13 protein-coding genes and 1 pseudogene are annotated in these 16,342 nt (G+C 71.7%); 4 read left to right on the top strand and 10 right to left on the bottom strand.

All coding sequences use genetic code 11. The annotated features are described in order from the left end of the window. Positions 1–34: 34 nt before the first annotated feature. The 3 genes from ACF073_RS25385 to dnaA form a co-directional block, all read right to left on the bottom strand. Positions 35–1,843, bottom strand: coding sequence for a chitinase (locus ACF073_RS25385; protein WP_392073637.1), 1,809 nt, complete (start codon positions 1,841–1,843; stop codon positions 35–37). An 85-nt stretch (positions 1,844–1,928) separates the two neighbouring features. Then, complete coding sequence (locus tag ACF073_RS25380; protein ID WP_392073635.1) at positions 1,929–2,387, bottom strand: hypothetical protein; 459 nt, start codon at positions 2,385–2,387, stop codon at positions 1,929–1,931. A 108-nt stretch (positions 2,388–2,495) separates the two neighbouring features. Further along, a complete protein-coding gene (gene dnaA / locus ACF073_RS25375; RefSeq protein WP_392073633.1) occupies positions 2,496–4,316 on the bottom strand; it encodes a chromosomal replication initiator protein DnaA in 1,821 nt (606 codons plus the stop codon). 124 nt (positions 4,317–4,440) lie between these two features. On the opposite strand from dnaA, the gene ACF073_RS25370 reads away from it, so the two are divergent. Continuing rightward, positions 4,441–4,617, top strand: coding sequence for a hypothetical protein (locus ACF073_RS25370; protein ID WP_392073632.1), 177 nt, complete (start codon positions 4,441–4,443; stop codon positions 4,615–4,617). Between the two features lie 4 nt (positions 4,618–4,621). Here the strand turns inward: ACF073_RS25370 and ACF073_RS25365 are convergent, their stop codons facing one another. From ACF073_RS25365 to ACF073_RS25340, 6 genes are read right to left on the bottom strand one after another with little or no spacing between them, the layout of a single operon-like run. Beyond that, positions 4,622–6,052 carry an NAD(P)/FAD-dependent oxidoreductase gene (locus tag ACF073_RS25365; RefSeq protein WP_392073630.1) on the bottom strand — a complete coding sequence of 477 codons (1,431 nt, stop codon included), beginning with the start codon at positions 6,050–6,052 and terminating at the stop codon, positions 4,622–4,624. 38 nt (positions 6,053–6,090) lie between these two features. Next, on the bottom strand, positions 6,091–6,891 hold the full coding sequence (locus ACF073_RS25360; protein ID WP_392073628.1) for an ABC transporter permease: 801 nt from the start codon (positions 6,889–6,891) through the stop codon (positions 6,091–6,093). Next, positions 6,892–7,821 carry an ABC transporter permease gene (locus ACF073_RS25355; protein WP_392073626.1) on the bottom strand — a complete coding sequence of 310 codons (930 nt, stop codon included), beginning with the start codon at positions 7,819–7,821 and terminating at the stop codon, positions 6,892–6,894. It abuts the gene before it with no gap. Beyond that, entirely contained in the window at positions 7,821–8,981 is a 1,161-nt protein-coding gene (locus ACF073_RS25350) for an ABC transporter ATP-binding protein (RefSeq protein WP_392073624.1), read from the bottom strand. Before ACF073_RS25350 ends, ACF073_RS25355 begins: the two co-directional genes overlap by 1 nt. After that, the gene (locus ACF073_RS25345; RefSeq protein WP_392073623.1) at positions 8,978–10,225 is read right to left on the bottom strand and encodes a spermidine/putrescine ABC transporter substrate-binding protein; all 1,248 of its coding nucleotides are present in this window, start codon (positions 10,223–10,225) and stop codon (positions 8,978–8,980) included. Before ACF073_RS25345 ends, ACF073_RS25350 begins: the two co-directional genes overlap by 4 nt. 51 nt (positions 10,226–10,276) lie before the next feature. Continuing rightward, positions 10,277–11,812 (bottom strand): gamma-aminobutyraldehyde dehydrogenase, encoded by a 1,536-nt coding sequence (locus ACF073_RS25340; protein ID WP_392073622.1) that lies wholly within the window; start codon positions 11,810–11,812, stop codon positions 10,277–10,279. 208 nt (positions 11,813–12,020) lie between these two features. Here ACF073_RS25340 and ACF073_RS25335 point away from each other — a divergent pair, with 208 nt between their 5' ends. Then, positions 12,021–12,575, top strand: a complete 555-nt coding sequence (locus tag ACF073_RS25335) for an NADAR family protein (RefSeq protein ID WP_392073621.1) — start codon at positions 12,021–12,023, stop codon at positions 12,573–12,575. A gap of 948 nt (positions 12,576–13,523) precedes the next feature. Here the strand turns inward: ACF073_RS25335 and ACF073_RS25330 are convergent. Then, on the bottom strand, positions 13,524–14,255 hold the full coding sequence (locus ACF073_RS25330; RefSeq protein WP_392073619.1) for a DUF4190 domain-containing protein: 732 nt from the start codon (positions 14,253–14,255) through the stop codon (positions 13,524–13,526). 100 nt (positions 14,256–14,355) lie between these two features. Here ACF073_RS25330 and ACF073_RS25325 point away from each other — a divergent pair. Both ACF073_RS25325 and ACF073_RS25320 read left to right on the top strand, forming a co-directional pair. Then, positions 14,356–15,481: pseudogene (locus ACF073_RS25325) on the top strand (adenosine deaminase). 58 nt (positions 15,482–15,539) lie between these two features. Continuing rightward, the gene (locus ACF073_RS25320; RefSeq protein WP_392073617.1) at positions 15,540–16,223 is read left to right on the top strand and encodes a glycerophosphodiester phosphodiesterase; all 684 of its coding nucleotides are present in this window, start codon (positions 15,540–15,542) and stop codon (positions 16,221–16,223) included. Positions 16,224–16,342 lie beyond the last annotated feature (119 nt).

Genomic DNA, 16,342 nt, shown 5'->3' with positions numbered 1-16,342 from the left:
GGCACCGTGCTGCTCACCGCGCTGTCCCTGGTGCTCAGCCGAAGTAGGCGTCGAAGTTCTTCTGGAACTCCCAGTTCGCGTACCGGTCCCAGTTCACCGACCAGGTCATCAGGCCGCGCAGGGCGGGCCAGGTGCCGTGGGTCGCGTACGAGCCGCAGTTCGTCTTCTTCGTCAGGCAGTCCAGGGTCTTGGTGACCTCGGACGGGGAGACGTAGCCGTTGCCCGCGTTCGTCGACGCCGGCATGCCGATGGCGACCTGGTCGGGGCGCAGCGGCGGGAAGACGTTGCCCGGGTCGCCGGCGACCGGGAAGCCGGTGAGGAGCATGTCGGTCATGGCGATGTGGAAGTCGGCGCCGCCCATGGAGTGGTACTGGTTGTCCAGGCCCATGATCGGGCCCGAGTTGTAGTCCTGGACGTGCAGCAGGGTGAGGTCGTCGCGCAGGGCGTGGATGACCGGGAGGTAGGCGCCGCAGCGCGGGTCCTGGCCGCCCCACTTGCCGGTGCCGTAGTACTGGTAGCCGTTCTGCACGAAGAACGTCTCCGGGGCCATGGTCAGCACGAACTTGGACCCGTACTTGGCCTTCAGCGTCTTCAGCGCCGAGATGAGGTTCACGATCACGGGGGTGGTCGGGTTCTTGAAGTCCGTGTCGTTCGCGTTCAGCGACAGCGAGTGGCCCTCGAAGTCGATGTCGAGGCCGTCGAGGCCGTAGGTGTCGATGATGCGGGAGACGGAGGAGACGAAGGTGTCGCGGGCGGCGGTCGTGGTCAGCTGGACCTGGCCGTTCTGGCCGCCGATCGAGATCAGCACCTTCTTGCCGGCCGCCTGCTTGGCCTTGACGGCCGCCTTGAAGTCGGCGTCGCTCTCCGCGTTCGGGCATTCGGTGACCGGGCAGCGGTTGAAGCGGATGTCGCCGGAGGTGACCGAGGTGGGCTCGCCGAAGGCCAGGTCGATGACGTCCCAGCTGTCGGGGACGTCGGCGAGCCGGGTGTAGCCGGCGCCGTTGGCGAAGCTGGCGTGCAGATAGCCGACGAGGGCGTGGGCGGGCAGGTCGGACGACCCGCCGCCGGAGCCCGCGCTGGTCGTCGCGGTCACGACCGCGGACTTCGCGGACTCGCCCGCGGCGTTGACCGCGGTGACCTGGAAGCTGTACGCCGTCGACGCGGTGAGGCCGGAGACGGTCGCCGACGTGCCGGTCACCGTCTGGACCTTGGCGCCGTCGCGGTAGACCGCGTAGCCCGTGGCGCCGGTCACGGCCGACCACGAGAGGCCGACGGAGGACGCGGAGACGGCGGTGGTGCGCAGGCCGGCCGGTGCGGCGGGCGGCTGTCCGGTGCCGCTGCCGCCGGGGCCGACCAGGGTGAGGTCGTCGGCGTAGTAGGCGCCGGTGCCGTACCAGCCGTGGGTGTAGATCGTGACCTTGGTGGTGGTGGGTCCGGTGCGGAAGGTGGTGCTCAGCTTCTGCCAGTCGGGGGCGGACTGGGTCCAGGCGGAGACGTCGGTGGTGCCGGTGCCGCTCGCGCCCAGGTAGACGTAGGAGCCGCGGACGTAGCCGGACAGGGTGTACTGCGCGTCGGGCTGGACGGTGACCGTCTGGCCGCACTGGGCGTTGTCGCCGCCGGCCGGGGTCGCCTGCAGCGCGGCGGCGCCGCCGTGCACGGGTGAGCCGACCGTCGTGCCGGCGGTGCAGGTCCAGCCGGTCAGGCCGGACTCGAAGCCGCCGTTGGTCGCGACGTCCGCGTCGGCCGCACGGGCGGCCGACGAGAGCGCGGTGATACCGGGCACGGCCAGCAGGGCGGCCGTGAGCACGGCGAGGACGGATCTGGGACGTCTTGCGCGGTCCACAAGGGCCTCCGTGATCAGGGGAGTTGGAGGGGCGGAGCGCACACAATTTGGTCCAGACCAATCCTGTTGTCAAGGTGTCCGGGCGCTACCCGTCCTCGTCCCGCCGCCCCGCGAGACCCGCCGCCGCCTCGTGCATCGCCAGTTCCAGCAGCGCCGGGTCGGTCAGCGTGCCCGCGCCGTCCGGCGGCACCAGCCAGCGCACACCGTGGGTCGCCCGGCCCGGATACGGCACGACGAGCCAGGTGCCGGCGCCGGCGGTCCGGATGCCGGTGCCCAGCCAGCGGGCCGCGGTACCCGGCGGCACGAGGAACCCGACCCGGTTGTCGCCGAAGTCGACGAGCACCGGGCCGGGTTGGCCGAGGATGCGGGTGAGCACGTCCAAGGTCGGATAGCCGAGGTCACCCGGCAGGATCAGGACGTCCCAGGCCTTGCCCGCGGGCAGCAGGGCGACCCCGAGGGGGTTGCGCTCCCACTCCCAGCGGCAGGCCTCGGGGTCCGGTGCGACGGATGCCAGCCATTCGACCGCCGTCTTCGCCCCAGTCATCGGAAAGCCTCCCTCTCTCTGTCGTACGACGCGCTCGCGCCAGGAGGAGAGAGGGCGGGAGCCCGGGGGCATTACGCGGGTCCCGGGCACCCGTTGGAGTGAAGCGGGTCACACCCACCGGTCGGTGCGTGGTGCGTCGGCCGCCTTGATCCGCGTGGTCAGCTCGGTCATCTGGTTGTAGATGGACCGCCGTTCGGCCATCAGCGCGCGCAGTTTGCGGTCCGCGTGGTCCACGGACGACTGGTCCCGGCCGCCGAAGAGCTGGCCGATCCGCGGCGGTGACAGGTCGGTGAGTTCACGGCACAGGTACATGGCCATCTGGCGGGCGGTCACCAGGGCGCGGCCCCGCTCCCGTCCGCACAGCTCCTCGGCCGTGACACCGAAGTAGCCGCCGGTCATCTCGATGATGCGGCGGGCGGCGTCCTCCTCGCGGGAGGGTCCGCGGTCCGGGATCAGGTCGCGCAGCACGACGGCGGCCAGGCCGACGTCCATGGGCTGCCGGTTCAGCGTGGCGAAGGCGCGGACCCGGACGAGCGCGCCCTCCAGCTCCCGGACGTTGCGCTGGACGTGCGCGGCGATGTAGTCGAGCGTCTCGGGAGGCGCGTCGATGCCGTCCCGTCGCGCCTTGCGGCGCAGCAGGGTGACCCGCACCGCCTCGTCGGGCGGCTGGACATGGGTGATCAGTCCGGACTCCAGGCGGGCCCGCAGCCGGTCGCCCAGCTCGGCGAGCTGTTTGGGCGGGCGGTCCGAGGAGACCACGATCTGCTTGTCCGCGCCGTGCAGCGCGTCGAAGAGGTACCGGAACTCCTCGCACACCCCGCCCCGGTCGAGCAGCGCCTGGATGTCGTCCACGAGGAGCAGGTCCAGGCCCAGATAGCGGCGGCGGAACGCGTCGAGGCGGGGCCCGCGGCCCGGACCGGGATACTCGTCGGCGAGCATCTCGGCCGTCACATAGCGCACCCGGGCACCCGGCCGCGCCCGGCGGGCGTGGTCGCCGATCGCGCTGAGCAGATGGGTCTTGCCGATGGCGGAGGTCCCGTAGACGTAGAGCGGGTTGTACAGGGTGGCCGGTGCCTCGGCGACGGCCCGGGCGGCACCGTGGGCGAAGCGGTTGGCGTCGCCGACGACGAAGGTGTCGAAGCGGAAGCGCGGGTCGAGCCCGTGGCGGGCCGGGGAGCCCCCGGCCGTCCCGGCCGCCCCAGCCGTGCCCTGGGCGGTCTCCCGCGCACCGGCGGCCGGCGCCTCGTCCGCGTCCGGGGTGCTCTCCCGGACGTCCTGCTCCTCGGCCGCGACCAGCTGGCGCTCCAGTTCCTCGCAGCGCCGCTCGGCGCGCACCCGCCGGGCGTGGGCGTCCTTCAGCTCCTCGCCGAGCGCGTCCACCTGCTCCATGAGGTTCTGCCGCTCCCGGAGCAGGGCGGTCACCTGGTCCTCGTACAGCCGCAGGGACTTGTCCTTCTCGGCGGCCGTGCGGTCCTGGTGGCCGTGCAGCTGGCGGATCTGCAGTTCCAGATCGGCGGCGCGGTGCTGGGCGTCGGCGAGGGCCCCCTCCAGCGCCCGGACCAGCGCGGCGGACCTCAGCGAGTGGCGGTCGGCGTCGGCGAGTTCGTCCTCCAGCGCCTGCACCCGGTTCAGTACGGAGCCGCCGCGGGCCAGCGCGCCGCGGTGCAGCCGGCGCATCAGCTCGATGGCGTCGGGGGTGGGGGCGCGGCCCTGCTCCTCGGCGACGTCGCGGAGCAGGTCGTGCACGAACTCCCAGGGCGGGGTGCGGGAGCCGTTGAGGAACCGGGACAGGGAGCCGGGGTCCCGGTGCCGGCGGGCGGCGTAGCGGCGCACGCTGATGCCGAGCCCGCCGAACAGCCGGCGTAACGCCTCCGCCAGCGCCCGCGACTCCTCCGGCAGGTCCTCGCCCAGCGGCACCAGAACGCTCATGTCCTCCCCCTCCGCGCCGGACCGTCCGGTGTTGCGGCAGGTGGCAACTGTGCCGCCTGGCGCAACACCGGACGACCGCACCAGTCTGATCTCCCGCTCCCCACGAGACCAGAAAGGCATACCAATGCGCGGCCCCCGAAGGCGAACCGATCTTGTCGCGTTCCTCGCCGTCCTGCTGACCGGAGTCGTCCTCGTCCTGTCCGGCATCGCACCCGAGGCGGTGTCCACCGTGGCGATCGGGCTCTCCACGCTGTACGCCGCCTGGCGGGGCGGGAGGTCGTCCGAGGACCGGGAACCCTGAGGGCTCAGCTGTCGAAGCCGAGCCCCAGCCGGTCCATCGCCTTCAGCCACAGGTTGCGCCGGCCCCCGTGGGCGTCCGCGCGGGCCAGCGACCACTTGGTGAGGGCGATCCCGGTCCAGGCGAACGGCTCCGGCGGGAACGGCAACGGCTTCTTGCGGACCATCTGCAGCTCGGTCCGCTCGGTGCGCTCGCCGTCCAGCAGGTCCAGCATCACGTCCGCGCCGAACCGGGTCGCGCCGACGCCGAGGCCGGTGTAGCCCGCCGCGTACGCCACCCTGCCCTGGTGGGCGCTGCCGAAGAACGCCGAGAAGCGCGAGCAGGTGTCGATCGCGCCGCCCCAGGCGTGGGTGAAGCGGACGCCCTCCAGCTGCGGGAAGCAGGTGAAGAAGTGGCCGGCGAGCTTGGCGTACGTCTCCGGGCGGTCGTCGTACTCGGCGCGCACCCGGCCGCCGTAGTGGTGGATCGCGTCGTAACCGCCCCACAGGACGCGGTTGTCGGCGGACAGCCGGAAGTAGTGGAACTGGTTGGCGCTGTCGCCGAGGCCCTGGCGGTTCTTCCAGCCGATCTCCGCCAGCTGGTCGGAGGTGAGCGGCTCGGTCATCAGCGCGTAGTCGTAGACCGGGACGGTGTACGACCGCACGCGCCGCAGCAGGCTCGGGAAGATGTTCGTGCCGAGCGCGACCCGACGGGCGCGGACCGCGCCGTACGGGGTGCGTACGGCCATGCCGGCGCCGTACGGCCGCAGGGTCAGGGCGGGCGTGTGCTCGTAGACCCGGACCCCGAGCCTGACGCACGCCTGCTTCAGGCCCCACGCCAGCTTGGCCGGGTTCACCATGGCCACGCCCCGGCGGTCCCACAGGCCCGCCTCGAAGGTCGGCGAGTTCACCTGCTCGCGCACCTCGTCGGCGTCCAGGAAGTCGATGCCGTCGGCGAGGCCCTGCTCCGCCAGCTGCCGGTGCCAGTCGCGCAGTTCCCAGGCCTGGTAGGTCTCGGTGGCGACGTCGATCTCGCCGGTGCGCTCGAATTCGCAGTCGATGCCGTGCCGGGCGACCGCGGCCTCGATCTCGTCGAGGTTGCGCCGGCCCAGCTCCTCCAGCTTGTGGATCTCGTCCGGCCAGCGGGTGAGGCCGTTGGGCAGGCCGTGCGTGAGGGAGGCGGCGCAGAAGCCGCCGTTGCGGCCGGAGGCGGCCCAGCCCACCTCGCGGCCTTCCAGCAGCACCACATCGCGCTGCGGGTCGCGCTCCTTGGCGTTGAGCGCCGTCCACAGCCCGCTGTAGCCGCCGCCGACGACCAGCAGATCGCAGGTCTCGGTGCCGGTGAGGGCGGGCTCGGGGTGCGGCTTGCCAGGGTCTTCCAGCCAGTACGGAACCGGCTGGGCCTCGGAAAGAGAAGCGGTCCAGTTGTCTTTGCCACGGCTCATGGCGCTTGGGGCCATGATTTCAACTCCCTACAGCGGACTTTCCTGAAAAAGGCCTACGCCTTTTGCTTGTTACGGCGATTACTGATGAGCATAGAGGTCAGGACGAAGAGGACGGCGACGAGGAACATGGCCGTGCCGATCACATTGATCTGCACGGGTGTGCCGCGCTGTGCCGATCCCCAGACGAACATCGGGAAGGTGACGGTCGAGCCGGCGTTGAAATTGGTGATGATGAAATCGTCGAAGGAGAGCGCGAACGAGAGCAGCGCGCCCGCGGCGATTCCGGGTGCCGCGATGGGCAGGGTGACCCGCAGGAAGGTCTGCACGGGACCGGCGTACAGGTCCCGGGCGGCCTCCTCCAGGCGCGGGTCCATCGACATCACGCGCGCCTTGACGGCGGTGACGACGAAGCTCAGGCAGAACATGATGTGGGCGATCAGGATCGTCCAGAAGCCGAGCTGGGCGCCCATGTTGAGGAACAGGGTGAGCAGCGAGGCCGCCATGACGACCTCGGGCATCGCCATCGGCAGGAAGATCAGCGAGCTGACGGCGCCGCGCGCCCGGAAGCGGTAGCGGACCAGCGCGAAGGAGATCATCGTGCCGAGGACGGTCGCGCCGACCGTCGCCCAGACGGCGATCTGGAGGCTGAGGGACAGCGAGCCGCACATGTCGGCGACGCCGCACGGGTCCTTCCAGGCGTCCGTCGAGAAGCGCTGCCACTCGTAGTTGAAGCGCCCCTTCGGTTTGTTGAAGGAGAACACCGTGACGATGACGTTCGGCAGCAGGAGATAGCCGAGTGTCAGCAGTCCCGCGATGACGACGAGATGGCGCTTGAGCCAGGTGACGAAGGGCATTTAGACCAGGTCCTCCGTCCCGGACCGGCGGATGTAGATCGTGACCATGGCCAGGATGGCGGCCATGAGGATGAAGGAAAGGGCGGCGGCCGTCGGATAGTCCAGGATCCGCAGGAACTGCGTCTGGATGACATTTCCGATCATGCGGGTGTCGGTGGAGCCGAGGAGTTCGGCGTTGACGTAGTCACCGGCCGCCGGGATGAAGGTCAGCAGCGTCCCGGAGACCACGCCCGGCATGGAGAGCGGGAAGGTGACCTTGCGGAAGGTGGTCCACGGCTTGGCGTACAGATCGCCGGCCGCCTCGTGCAGCCGCCCGTCGATCCGCTCCAGCGAGGTGTACAGCGGCAGGATCATGAACGGCAGGAAGTTGTACGTCAGACCGCAGACCACCGCGAGCGGTGTGGCCAGCACCCGGTCGCCGGCCGTCCAGCCGAGCCAGTTGGTCAGGTCCAGGATGTGCAGCGAGTTCAGGGTGTGCACGACGACGCCGTTGTCCGCGAGGATCGTCTTCCAGGCCAGCGTGCGGATCAGGAAGCTGGTGAAGAACGGCGCGATCACCAGGACCATGATCAGGTTGCGCCAGCGGCCCGCCCGGAAGGCGATGAGATAGGCCAGCGGGTAGCCGAGCACCAGGCACAGGACGGTCGCGCCGGCGGCGTAGAAGACGGACCGCAGGAACTGCGGCCAGTACTCGGACAGCGCGTTCCAGTAGGTCGCGAAGTGCCAGGTGACCTTGTAGCCGTCCTCCAGCGAGCCCGTCTGCACGGATGTCGATGCCTGGTAGACCAGCGGCAGCGCGAAGAAGACGATCAGCCAGAGCATGCCGGGCAGCAGCAGCCAGTACGGGGTGAACCGGCCGCGCCTGCGCGCGGGCTTGCTCTCGGGTTCGGCGGGGGCGAGCGGCGGGGGTGCCTCGGAGAGCGTCGACATCAGGCCGCCGCCTCTTCCTCGGTGCCCGCGTCGATGTCCTGTGCCGCGTCCAGGCCGAAGGTGTGGGCGGGGCTCCAGTGCAGGACGACGTCGGCACCGGGGACCAGCCGGCCGTCGCGTTCGACGTTCTGCGCGTAGACCGCGAACTCGTCGCAGACCGGGGTGTCGATCACGTACTGCGTCGAGACGCCGATGAAGCTGGCGTCGGCGATCTTGCCGGTGACGCGGTTGCGCCCCGCGGGGACGGAGCCGGCGTCGTCGGCGTGGGTGAGGGCGATCTTCTCGGGCCGGATGCCGACCAGTACCTTGCCGCCGGCCGTCGCCGGGGCGGAACATCGGGCCTCGGGCAGCACCAGCTTGGCGCCGCCCGCCCTGAGCACGATGTCGTCGCCGTTCTTCGTGTCGATCTCGGCCTCGATGAGGTTGGAGGTGCCGAGGAAGTTCGCGACGAAGGTGGACTGCGGGTTCTCGTACAGGTCGGCGGGCGAGCCGAGCTGCTCGACCCGGCCCCCGTTCATCACGGCGACCGTGTCGGCCATGGTCATGGCCTCCTCCTGGTCGTGCGTGACGTGGACGAAGGTGATGCCGACCTCGGTCTGGATGCGCTTGAGCTCCAGCTGCATCTGGCGGCGCAGCTTGAGGTCGAGGGCGCCGAGCGGCTCGTCCAGCAGGAGGACCCTGGGGTGGTTGATCAGCGCGCGGGCCACGGCCACCCGCTGCTGCTGGCCGCCGGAGAGCTGGTGCGGCTTCTTGCGCGCCTGCTCGCCCAGCTGGACCAGCTCCAGCATCTCCTCGACCTGCTTCTTCACGCTCTTGATGCCGCGCCGGCGCAGACCGAAGGCGACGTTCTCGAAGATGTCGAGGTGCGGGAAGAGGGCGTAGGACTGGAAGACCGTGTTGACCGGCCGCTTGTACGGCGGCAGCCGGGTGACGTCCTGGTCGCCGAGCCGGACCGTGCCGCCCGTGGGCTCTTCCAGGCCGGCGATCATGCGCAGGGTGGTGGTCTTGCCGCAGCCGGAGGCGCCGAGCAGGGCGAAGAAGGAGCCCTCGGGCACTGTCAGGTCCAGCGGGTGTACGGCGGTGAAGGAGCCGTAGGTCTTGGAGATCCCGGAGAGGCGGACGTCGCCGCTGTTGTCTGGTGTCGTCTTCATCGTCGTCACGCCCCTGTGAGCTTCGCGAACTTCTCTTCGTAGGCCGTCTCTTCCTTCTGGCTCAGGGAGCGGAAGGCATGGGACTTCGCCTGCATGGCCTTGTCGGGCACGATCAGCGGGTTGTCCGCCGCGGCCTTGTCGATCTTCGCAAGGTAGGGCTTCACCCCGTCGACCGGCGTCACGTAGTTGATGTAGGCGGCGAGCGCGGCGGCCTCGGCGGGCTCGTAGTAGAAATCGATCAGCCGCTCGGCGTTCGTCTTGTGCCGCGCCCTGTTGGGGACGCACATGTTGTCCGTCGAGGTCATGTAGCCGCTGTCGGGGACGACGAAGTCGACGTCCGGGCTGTCCGCCTTGAGCTGGACGACGTCGCCCGCCCAGGCGACGCAGGCCGCGAAGTCGCCCTTGGTGAGGTCGGAGGTGTAGTCGTTGCCGGTGAAGCGGCGGATCTGGCCCTTGTCGACCGCCTTCTGGAGGCGGGCGATCGCCGCGTCGAAGTCGTCGTCGGTGAAGCGCGCCGGGTCCCTGCCCATGTCCAGCAGGGTCATCCCCATGCTGTCGCGCATCTCCGAGAGGAAGCCGACGCGCCCCTTCAGTCTGGGGTTGTCGAGCAGGTCGGAGACCGACCTGACCTCGACGCCGTCGAGCGCCTTCTTGTTGTAGGCGATGACCGTGGAGATGCCCTGCCAGGGGTACGAGTACGCCCGCCCCGGGTCCCAGTCGGGATCGCGGAACTGGGGCGACAGGTTGGTGTAGGCGTGCGGCAGGTTGGACGGGTCGAGTTTCTGGACCCAGCCGAGGCGGATCAGCCGGGCGGCCAGCCAGTCGGTGAGGACGATGATGTCGCGGCCGGTGTCCTGGCCCGCGGCGAGCTGCGGCTTGATCTTGCCGAAGAACTCGTTGTTGTCGTTGATGTCCTCGGTGTAGTCGACCCTGATCCCGGTCCGCTTCCGGAAGGTCTCGAGCGTCGGGTGGCGCTTGCCGCTCTTGTCGACGTCGATGTACTCGGTCCAGTTGGAGAAGTGCACCACCTTCTCCCGCGCCGAGTGGTCCTGGGCGGAGGTGCCGCCCTGGCTCTTGCCGGCCGCGGGGATGCCGCAGCCGCTCAGCGCCCCGAGGCCGCCTGCGGCCAGCGCGCCGCCCGCGGAGGCCCGCAGCAGCGACCGGCGGGTCAGCGCGGCCCGGCCGCTGCGCAGGCTGCGCCGCACGGCGGCCACTTGGGGCGGGGTCAGGCGGTCGGGCTCGTACTGGTCCATGCGCGTGGTGCCCTTTCGGGAGGGGTCGGCCTGGTCACTGGCCTGGTCGTTCTAGCGGTCCCCGAAGACGGTGCGGTGCCAGTCCTTCGCCGCAACCGCCGTATTGTCGAACATTACGTGCTTGACCTGCGTGTATTCCTCGAAGGAATAGGCCGACATGTCCTTGCCGAAGCCCGAGGCCTTGTATCCGCCGTGCGGCATCTCGCTGATGATCGGAATGTGGTCGTTGACCCAGACGCAGCCCGCCTTGATCTCGCGGGTGGCCCGGTTGGCGCGGTAGACGTTCGTGCTCCACGCGGAGGCGGCGAGACCGTACGGGGTGTCGTTGGCCAGCCGAATGCCCTCATCATCGCTATCGAACGGCAGTACGACCAGTACCGGTCCGAAGATCTCCGACTGGACGATCTCGCTGTCCTGGGCCGCGTCGGCGACCAGGGTCGGCCGGTAGTACGCGCCGTTCTCCAGCTCTCCCCGGGGAGCCTCGCCGCCGGTCACCACGCGCGCGTAGGCACGCGCGCGGTCCACGAAGGCGGCGACCCGGTCGCGCTGGACGTGCGAGATCAGCGGCCCCAGGTCGGTGCCGGGCGCGAACGGGTCGCCCAGCCGCACGGTCTCCATCAGCGCGGCCGTCCGCTCCACGAACGCCTCGTACAGCGGGCGCTGCACGTACGCGCGCGTGGCGGCCGTGCAGTCCTGCCCGGTGTTGATGAGCGCGCCCGCGACGGCGCCGTTGGCGGCGGCCTCCAGGTCGGCGTCGTCGAAGACGACGAAGGGCGCCTTGCCGCCCAGCTCCAGATGCAGCCGCTTGACGGTGGCGGTGGCGATCTCGGCGACCCGCTTGCCGACGGCGGTGGACCCGGTGAAGGAGGTCATGGCGACGTCGGGGTGGCCGACCAGGCGCTCGCCGGCCTCCCTGCCGGTGCCGGTGACGATGTTGACGACACCGTCCGGGAGGCCCGCGTCCGTCGCGGCCTGGGCGAACAGCAGCGAGGTCAGCGGGGTCAGCTCGGCCGGCTTCAGGACGATGGTGTTGCCGGCGGCGATCGCCGGGAGGATCTTCCAGGCGGCCATCTGGAGCGGATAGTTCCAGGGCGCGATGGACCCGACGACGCCGATGGGCTCGCGCCGCACGTACGAGGTGTGGTCGCCGGAGTACTCACCGGCGGACTGCCCCTGCAGATGCCGGGCGGCGCCCGCGAAGAACGCCGTGTTGTCGATGGTCCCCGGCACGTCGAACTCACGGGTGAGCTTGAGCGGCTTGCCGCACTGGAGGGACTCCGCGCGGGCGAAGTCCTCGGCGCGCTCGGCGAGCACGGCGGCGAACCGGTGCAGGGCGTCCGAGCGCTCGCCCGGCGTGGCGGCGGCCCAGGCCGGGAACGCCGCACGCGCCGCGGCGACGGCCGCGTCGACGTCGTCGGCGCCGGCCAGCTCGTAGGTGTACACCTCCTCGCCGGTGGCGGGGTCGACCACGGCGTGGTGGCGGCCCGATGTGCCCTTGGTCAGCCGGCCCGCGATGAATTGCGCGCCGTCCGCGAAACGGTCCTGGGCGGGAAATCGTTCCGGGGTGGCGGTGCCCGGGTTGTGCATGTCGCTCTCCTCCGCCGTGCGCCCCGTCCCGGGGGTGGGTGGCGTAGCTCCAGCTCGATTTGAGTGCCGATCCTGACAGAGCAATAGGCCTCCAACAAGTGATTCCGTTGTTGCCTTTTGGTTACGCGACGAAATCTGTCGACCAGGTGTCGAGTCAGGGCGGAAAAGGACGGACGGAGTGTCAGTGGTGCCTGCCAGACTCGCGTGCATGGGAAAGATCGACGGAGTGGAATCCCTGATCAGGGAGGTCCGGACGGGGTCCCGGATCAAGTATCTGCACTTCTGGGGGCATCGGCCGCTGCCGGACGGCCGGATCGGCGCGAGCTGTCTGAGCCAGTGGTGGCCGTCACCGTTCGTGGTCGACGGGGTGCGGTACGCGACGGCCGAACACTGGATGATGGCGGGCAAGGCCCGGCTGTTCGGGGACGCCGAGGCCGAGCAACGGGTGCTGGCCGCGGGGCATCCCGCCGAGGCGAAGAAGGCGGGGCGGCTGGTCCGTGACTTCGACGAGCGGATATGGACGCGGGAGCGCTTCCGGATCGTGGTCGAGGGCAGTGTGCACAAGTTCGCCGCCGACGCCGGCCTCGGGACCTTCCTGCTGAACACCGGGGACCGCGTCCTGGTGGAGGCGAGCCCGGTGGACCGCGTCTGGGGCATCGGCCTGTCGGCGGACGACGAGGCGGCCTCGGACCCGGAACGCTGGCGGGGCCACAACCTGCTGGGCTTCGCCCTGATGGAGGCACGGGAGCGACTCGCCGCGTAGCCCTGCGGGGCTTGGCGGGGTGGTTCCCGGTGCGCCGGCTCTGGGGGGGGTGACGGCGTGACCCGTGGAACGACGCACGGCGCAGGCACCAGGAGACAACCGGCCATGTGTCGGGGGCGGCCCCTCGACCGGGCGGCCGAGCACGCCGGGGCGGCGCTGCCACACCGCCGGGGCGAGCAGTCCCGGCGCGGAAGGCACGCGTGCGAGCCGCCGGGGCCGGCCGGGAGGGTCCGGCCCGCCGGGGCCTGCCGCTGAGCCGGATCGGTCCGGTGGGAACGGTGGCTGGGGCGGGGCGGGGGTGGGGCCGGCCGAGCCGGGGCCGGGGCGGGGCCTGCCGCTGAGCCGGATGGTCCGCTGGGACCGGCGGCTGGGCCGGTCGGGGCCGGGGCGGGCCGGGGCGGGACCGGCCGCTGAACCGGATCGGTCCGCTGGGAACGGCGGCCGGCGGCCGTGCCGAGCCAGGGCCGGGGCCGGGGGGCCGAGCCGGGCGCGGGGCCGAGCCGGGGCGGGGCCGGGGGCCGTGCCGGGGCTCCGGGGCGCCAAGATCGCTGGCCGAGGCGAACCGGATCGGTCCGTCGGGATCGGCCGAGCCGGACCGCCCTGGTGGAGCAGCTGAGCGGAACCGGCCGGTCTGCGGGGGGGGCCGCTGAGCGGAACGCGTCTGCGGGGAGGGGCAGCTGGATGGAACCGTCTGCGGGGGGGAGCTGGGTGGAACCCGTCTGCGGGGAGGCAGCTCAGCGGAACCGATCTGCGGAGGCAGCTCAGCGGAACCGGTCTGCGGAGGCAGCTCAGCGGAACCCGTCTGCGGGGGTCAGCTGAGCGGAAACCGGCTGCCGGGGGACAGCTGAGCGGAACTGGGCTCCGCGAGTAGCCGGGTGGGGCGGTCCCGCCAGGTTCAGGCGAGCGGGACCGTCCCGCCCAGGATCCGGGATCCGTCCGGCGGGGCCGTCAGATGCTGACCGCGACGATGACGGCCACGAAGGCCACCGCCATGACGATGCCCGCCACGCCGCAGATGAGGCCGGCCAGGGCCACGCCGGGGTTCGTGGCCTCCCCCCGCTTCGCCTTCCCGCGGCCGATCGCGCCGAAGATGATGGCCAGGATGCCCAGCACCAGCGCCAACGGCCAGAACAGGAAACCGACCGCCGACAGGATGCCCAGCACCAGCGAGGCCGTACCCATGCCGTTGCTCGGGACCGCCTGCGCACCGGTCCAGCCGTAGCCGCCGGCGGGGTAGGGGCCGACGCCGTACGGGGCGGCCGACTGGCTCGGGTAGCCCTGGGCCGGCACGGTGCCCGGGTAGCCGTACGGCACCTGGCCGGGGCCGCCGGGCGCGATCGGCGGCGGGGGCACCGGTTCCGTCGCCCCCTGCGGCGCGTAGGCGGACGGGGGCGGCGCGAAGGGGTTCGGCTGCGGCGCCGCCGAGGAGGGCGGGGGTGCGAACGGGTTCGGCTGCGGCGCCGAGGCCGCCGGCGGTGCGAACGGGCCGGCGGCGGCCGGGCTGGTCCACGGCGCGGGGCCGGCGTCGGCCGGGGCGGCCGGCAGTGCGGCCACGGTCTGCTGGTCGTGGACGGACGCGGGCCGCGGGGCCGCCCCCTTGTCCAGGGAGACCCGGGATATCCCGGAGCGGTGCCCGGCGGTCTGCTCCCCCGGCACGGGCTGCGGCACCTCGTCGGACATCGTGGAAGAACCCCTCTGCTCGCTTTCCCCGCCATGCTACGGGCCGGGCGGGCCGCCGCGGCGCGGGGCCTACGATGATCCCGCGCCACCCGATCAGCCGATCACCGCGCCCGCGCCGCGAACCCCGGTCCGCGGGCGCCCTTCCCGGGGAGGAACCCTTGTCCGACAGCTCCGTACCGGCCGCCGGCACCGCCGACCGCGATCTGCGCGCCTTCATCGCCGGACTGCCCAAGGCCGAACTGCACGTCCACCACGTCGGCTCCGCCTCCCCGCGCATCGTCTCGGAACTGGCCGCCCGCCACCCCGACTCCAAGGTGCCCAGCGACCCCGAGGCCCTGGTCGACTACTTCACCTTCACCGACTTCGCGCACTTCATCGAGGTGTACCTGTCGGTCGTGGACCTCATCCGCACCCCGGAGGACGTCCGGCTGCTCACCTACGAGGTGGCCCGCGACCTGGCCCGCCAGCAGGTGCGCTACGCCGAGCTGACCATCACCCCGTTCTCCTCGACCCGGCGCGGCATCGACGAGCGGGCGTTCATGGACGCGATCGAGGACGCCCGCAAGGCCGCCGAGGCCGAGTTCGGGACCCTGCTGCGCTGGTGCTTCGACATCCCCGGCGAGGCCGGTCTCGCGGCGGCCGAGGAGACGGCCCGGCTGGCCACCGAGGACCGGATCCGCCCGGAGGGCCTGGTGTCGTTCGGGCTCGGCGGCCCGGAGATCGGCGTGCCCCGGCCGCAGTTCAAGCCGTACTTCGACCGCGCCATCGCGGCCGGTCTGCACTCCGTCCCGCACGCCGGGGAGACGACGGGTCCGGAGACGGTGTGGGACGCGCTGACCGACCTGCGCGCCGAGCGGATCGGACACGGCACCAGCTCGGCGCAGGACCCGAAGCTGCTCGCCCACCTCGCCGAGCACCGCATCCCGCTGGAGGTCTGCCCGACCTCCAACATCGCCACCCGCGCGGTGCGCACCCTGGAGGAGCACCCGGTCAAGGAGTTCACGCGGGCCGGGGTGCTGGTCACGATCAACTCCGACGACCCGCCGATGTTCGGCACCGACCTGAACAACGAGTACGCGGTGGCGGCCCGGCTGCTGGAGCTGGACGAGCGCGGCCTCGCCGGTCTCGCGAAGAACGCCGTGGAGGCCTCCTTCCTGGACGCGGCGGGCAAGGAGCGGATAGCGGCGGAGATCGACACCTACACCGCTGCCTGGCTCGCCCGCTGAGTCGCCGCCCGCGCCCCGCGGGCCCGCGCGAGCCCGCGGGGCGGCCACAATGGGGGCCATGCAGACCGTGACCGCCGTGGCCCACCGCGGCGACCCCTACCGCTTCCGCGAGAACACCCTCGGCTCACTGCGTTCCGCGCTCGACCGGGGCGCGGACGCCATCGAGATCGACGTACGGCTCACCCGTGACGGCGTCCCCGTGCTGCTGCACGACGAGACGCTCGAACGGCTGTGGGAGGTCGGCCGGCCGCTCCGCGCGCTGTCCGCCGAGGAGTTGCGCGGGCTGACGGCCGGCGGTGTGCCGACGCTGGCGGAGGCACTGGCCGCGACCGGGGACAGCCGGGTGATGGTGGACCTGTGCGGGCGGGTCGACCGCAGGGTGGCCGAGCGCGTCGTGGACGTGGTCCGGCAGAGCGACGCACGGGAGCGCGTGTACTACTGCGCGCACGCGCAGGCCATGCTCGCCGTCCGCGCCGCCGACCCGGCCGCCGAGATCGCCCTGACCTGGACGACCCTGGCTCCGCCGCGGCCCGCGCTGCTGGCCGCGGTCCGCCCGCGCTGGCTCAACTACCGCTTCTCGCTGGTGAGCCGGGAGCTGGTCGCCCGCGTCCACCGCGACGGGCGGCTGCTGTCCGTGTGGACCCCGGACACCCGCCGTTCCATGGGCCGGCTGCTCGACCTGGGCGTCGACTCGATCACGACGAACCGGATCGACGTCCTGCACGCCCTGCGCTCCCAGTAGGGCCCGGAGATTCCGGCGGCGGCGCGGGACCCGCGGGTGCCGGCCCCGCCCCGTAGGGGTCATCCCCCAGCAACTCCCTCACACGGCGGAGGAGTTGCTGGGGGGCGGGCAAGGGGCGC

It is taken from the genome of Streptomyces sp. NPDC015171 (assembly GCF_043079545.1).
In the GTDB taxonomy this organism is placed as follows: domain Bacteria; phylum Actinomycetota; class Actinomycetes; order Streptomycetales; family Streptomycetaceae; genus Streptomyces.
Note: the sequence above shows the minus strand (reverse complement) of the source record. Positions and strands in the feature narration are given on the sequence as shown.

Coding starts and splice junctions, on each gene's coding strand:
- ACF073_RS25380 (WP_392073635.1), bottom strand. CDS start 2,387: ATGACTGGGGCGAAGACGGCGGTCGAATGGCTGGCATCCGTCGCACCG.
- dnaA (WP_392073633.1), bottom strand. CDS start 4,316: ATGAGCGTTCTGGTGCCGCTGGGCGAGGACCTGCCGGAGGAGTCGCGG.
- ACF073_RS25370 (WP_392073632.1), top strand. CDS start 4,441: ATGCGCGGCCCCCGAAGGCGAACCGATCTTGTCGCGTTCCTCGCCGTC.
- ACF073_RS25365 (WP_392073630.1), bottom strand. CDS start 6,052: ATGGCCCCAAGCGCCATGAGCCGTGGCAAAGACAACTGGACCGCTTCT.
- ACF073_RS25360 (WP_392073628.1), bottom strand. CDS start 6,891: ATGCCCTTCGTCACCTGGCTCAAGCGCCATCTCGTCGTCATCGCGGGA.
- ACF073_RS25355 (WP_392073626.1), bottom strand. CDS start 7,821: ATGTCGACGCTCTCCGAGGCACCCCCGCCGCTCGCCCCCGCCGAACCC.
- ACF073_RS25345 (WP_392073623.1), bottom strand. CDS start 10,225: ATGGACCAGTACGAGCCCGACCGCCTGACCCCGCCCCAAGTGGCCGCC.
- ACF073_RS25340 (WP_392073622.1), bottom strand. CDS start 11,812: ATGCACAACCCGGGCACCGCCACCCCGGAACGATTTCCCGCCCAGGAC.
- ACF073_RS25335 (WP_392073621.1), top strand. CDS start 12,021: ATGGGAAAGATCGACGGAGTGGAATCCCTGATCAGGGAGGTCCGGACG.
- ACF073_RS25330 (WP_392073619.1), bottom strand. CDS start 14,255: ATGTCCGACGAGGTGCCGCAGCCCGTGCCGGGGGAGCAGACCGCCGGG.
- ACF073_RS25320 (WP_392073617.1), top strand. CDS start 15,540: ATGCAGACCGTGACCGCCGTGGCCCACCGCGGCGACCCCTACCGCTTC.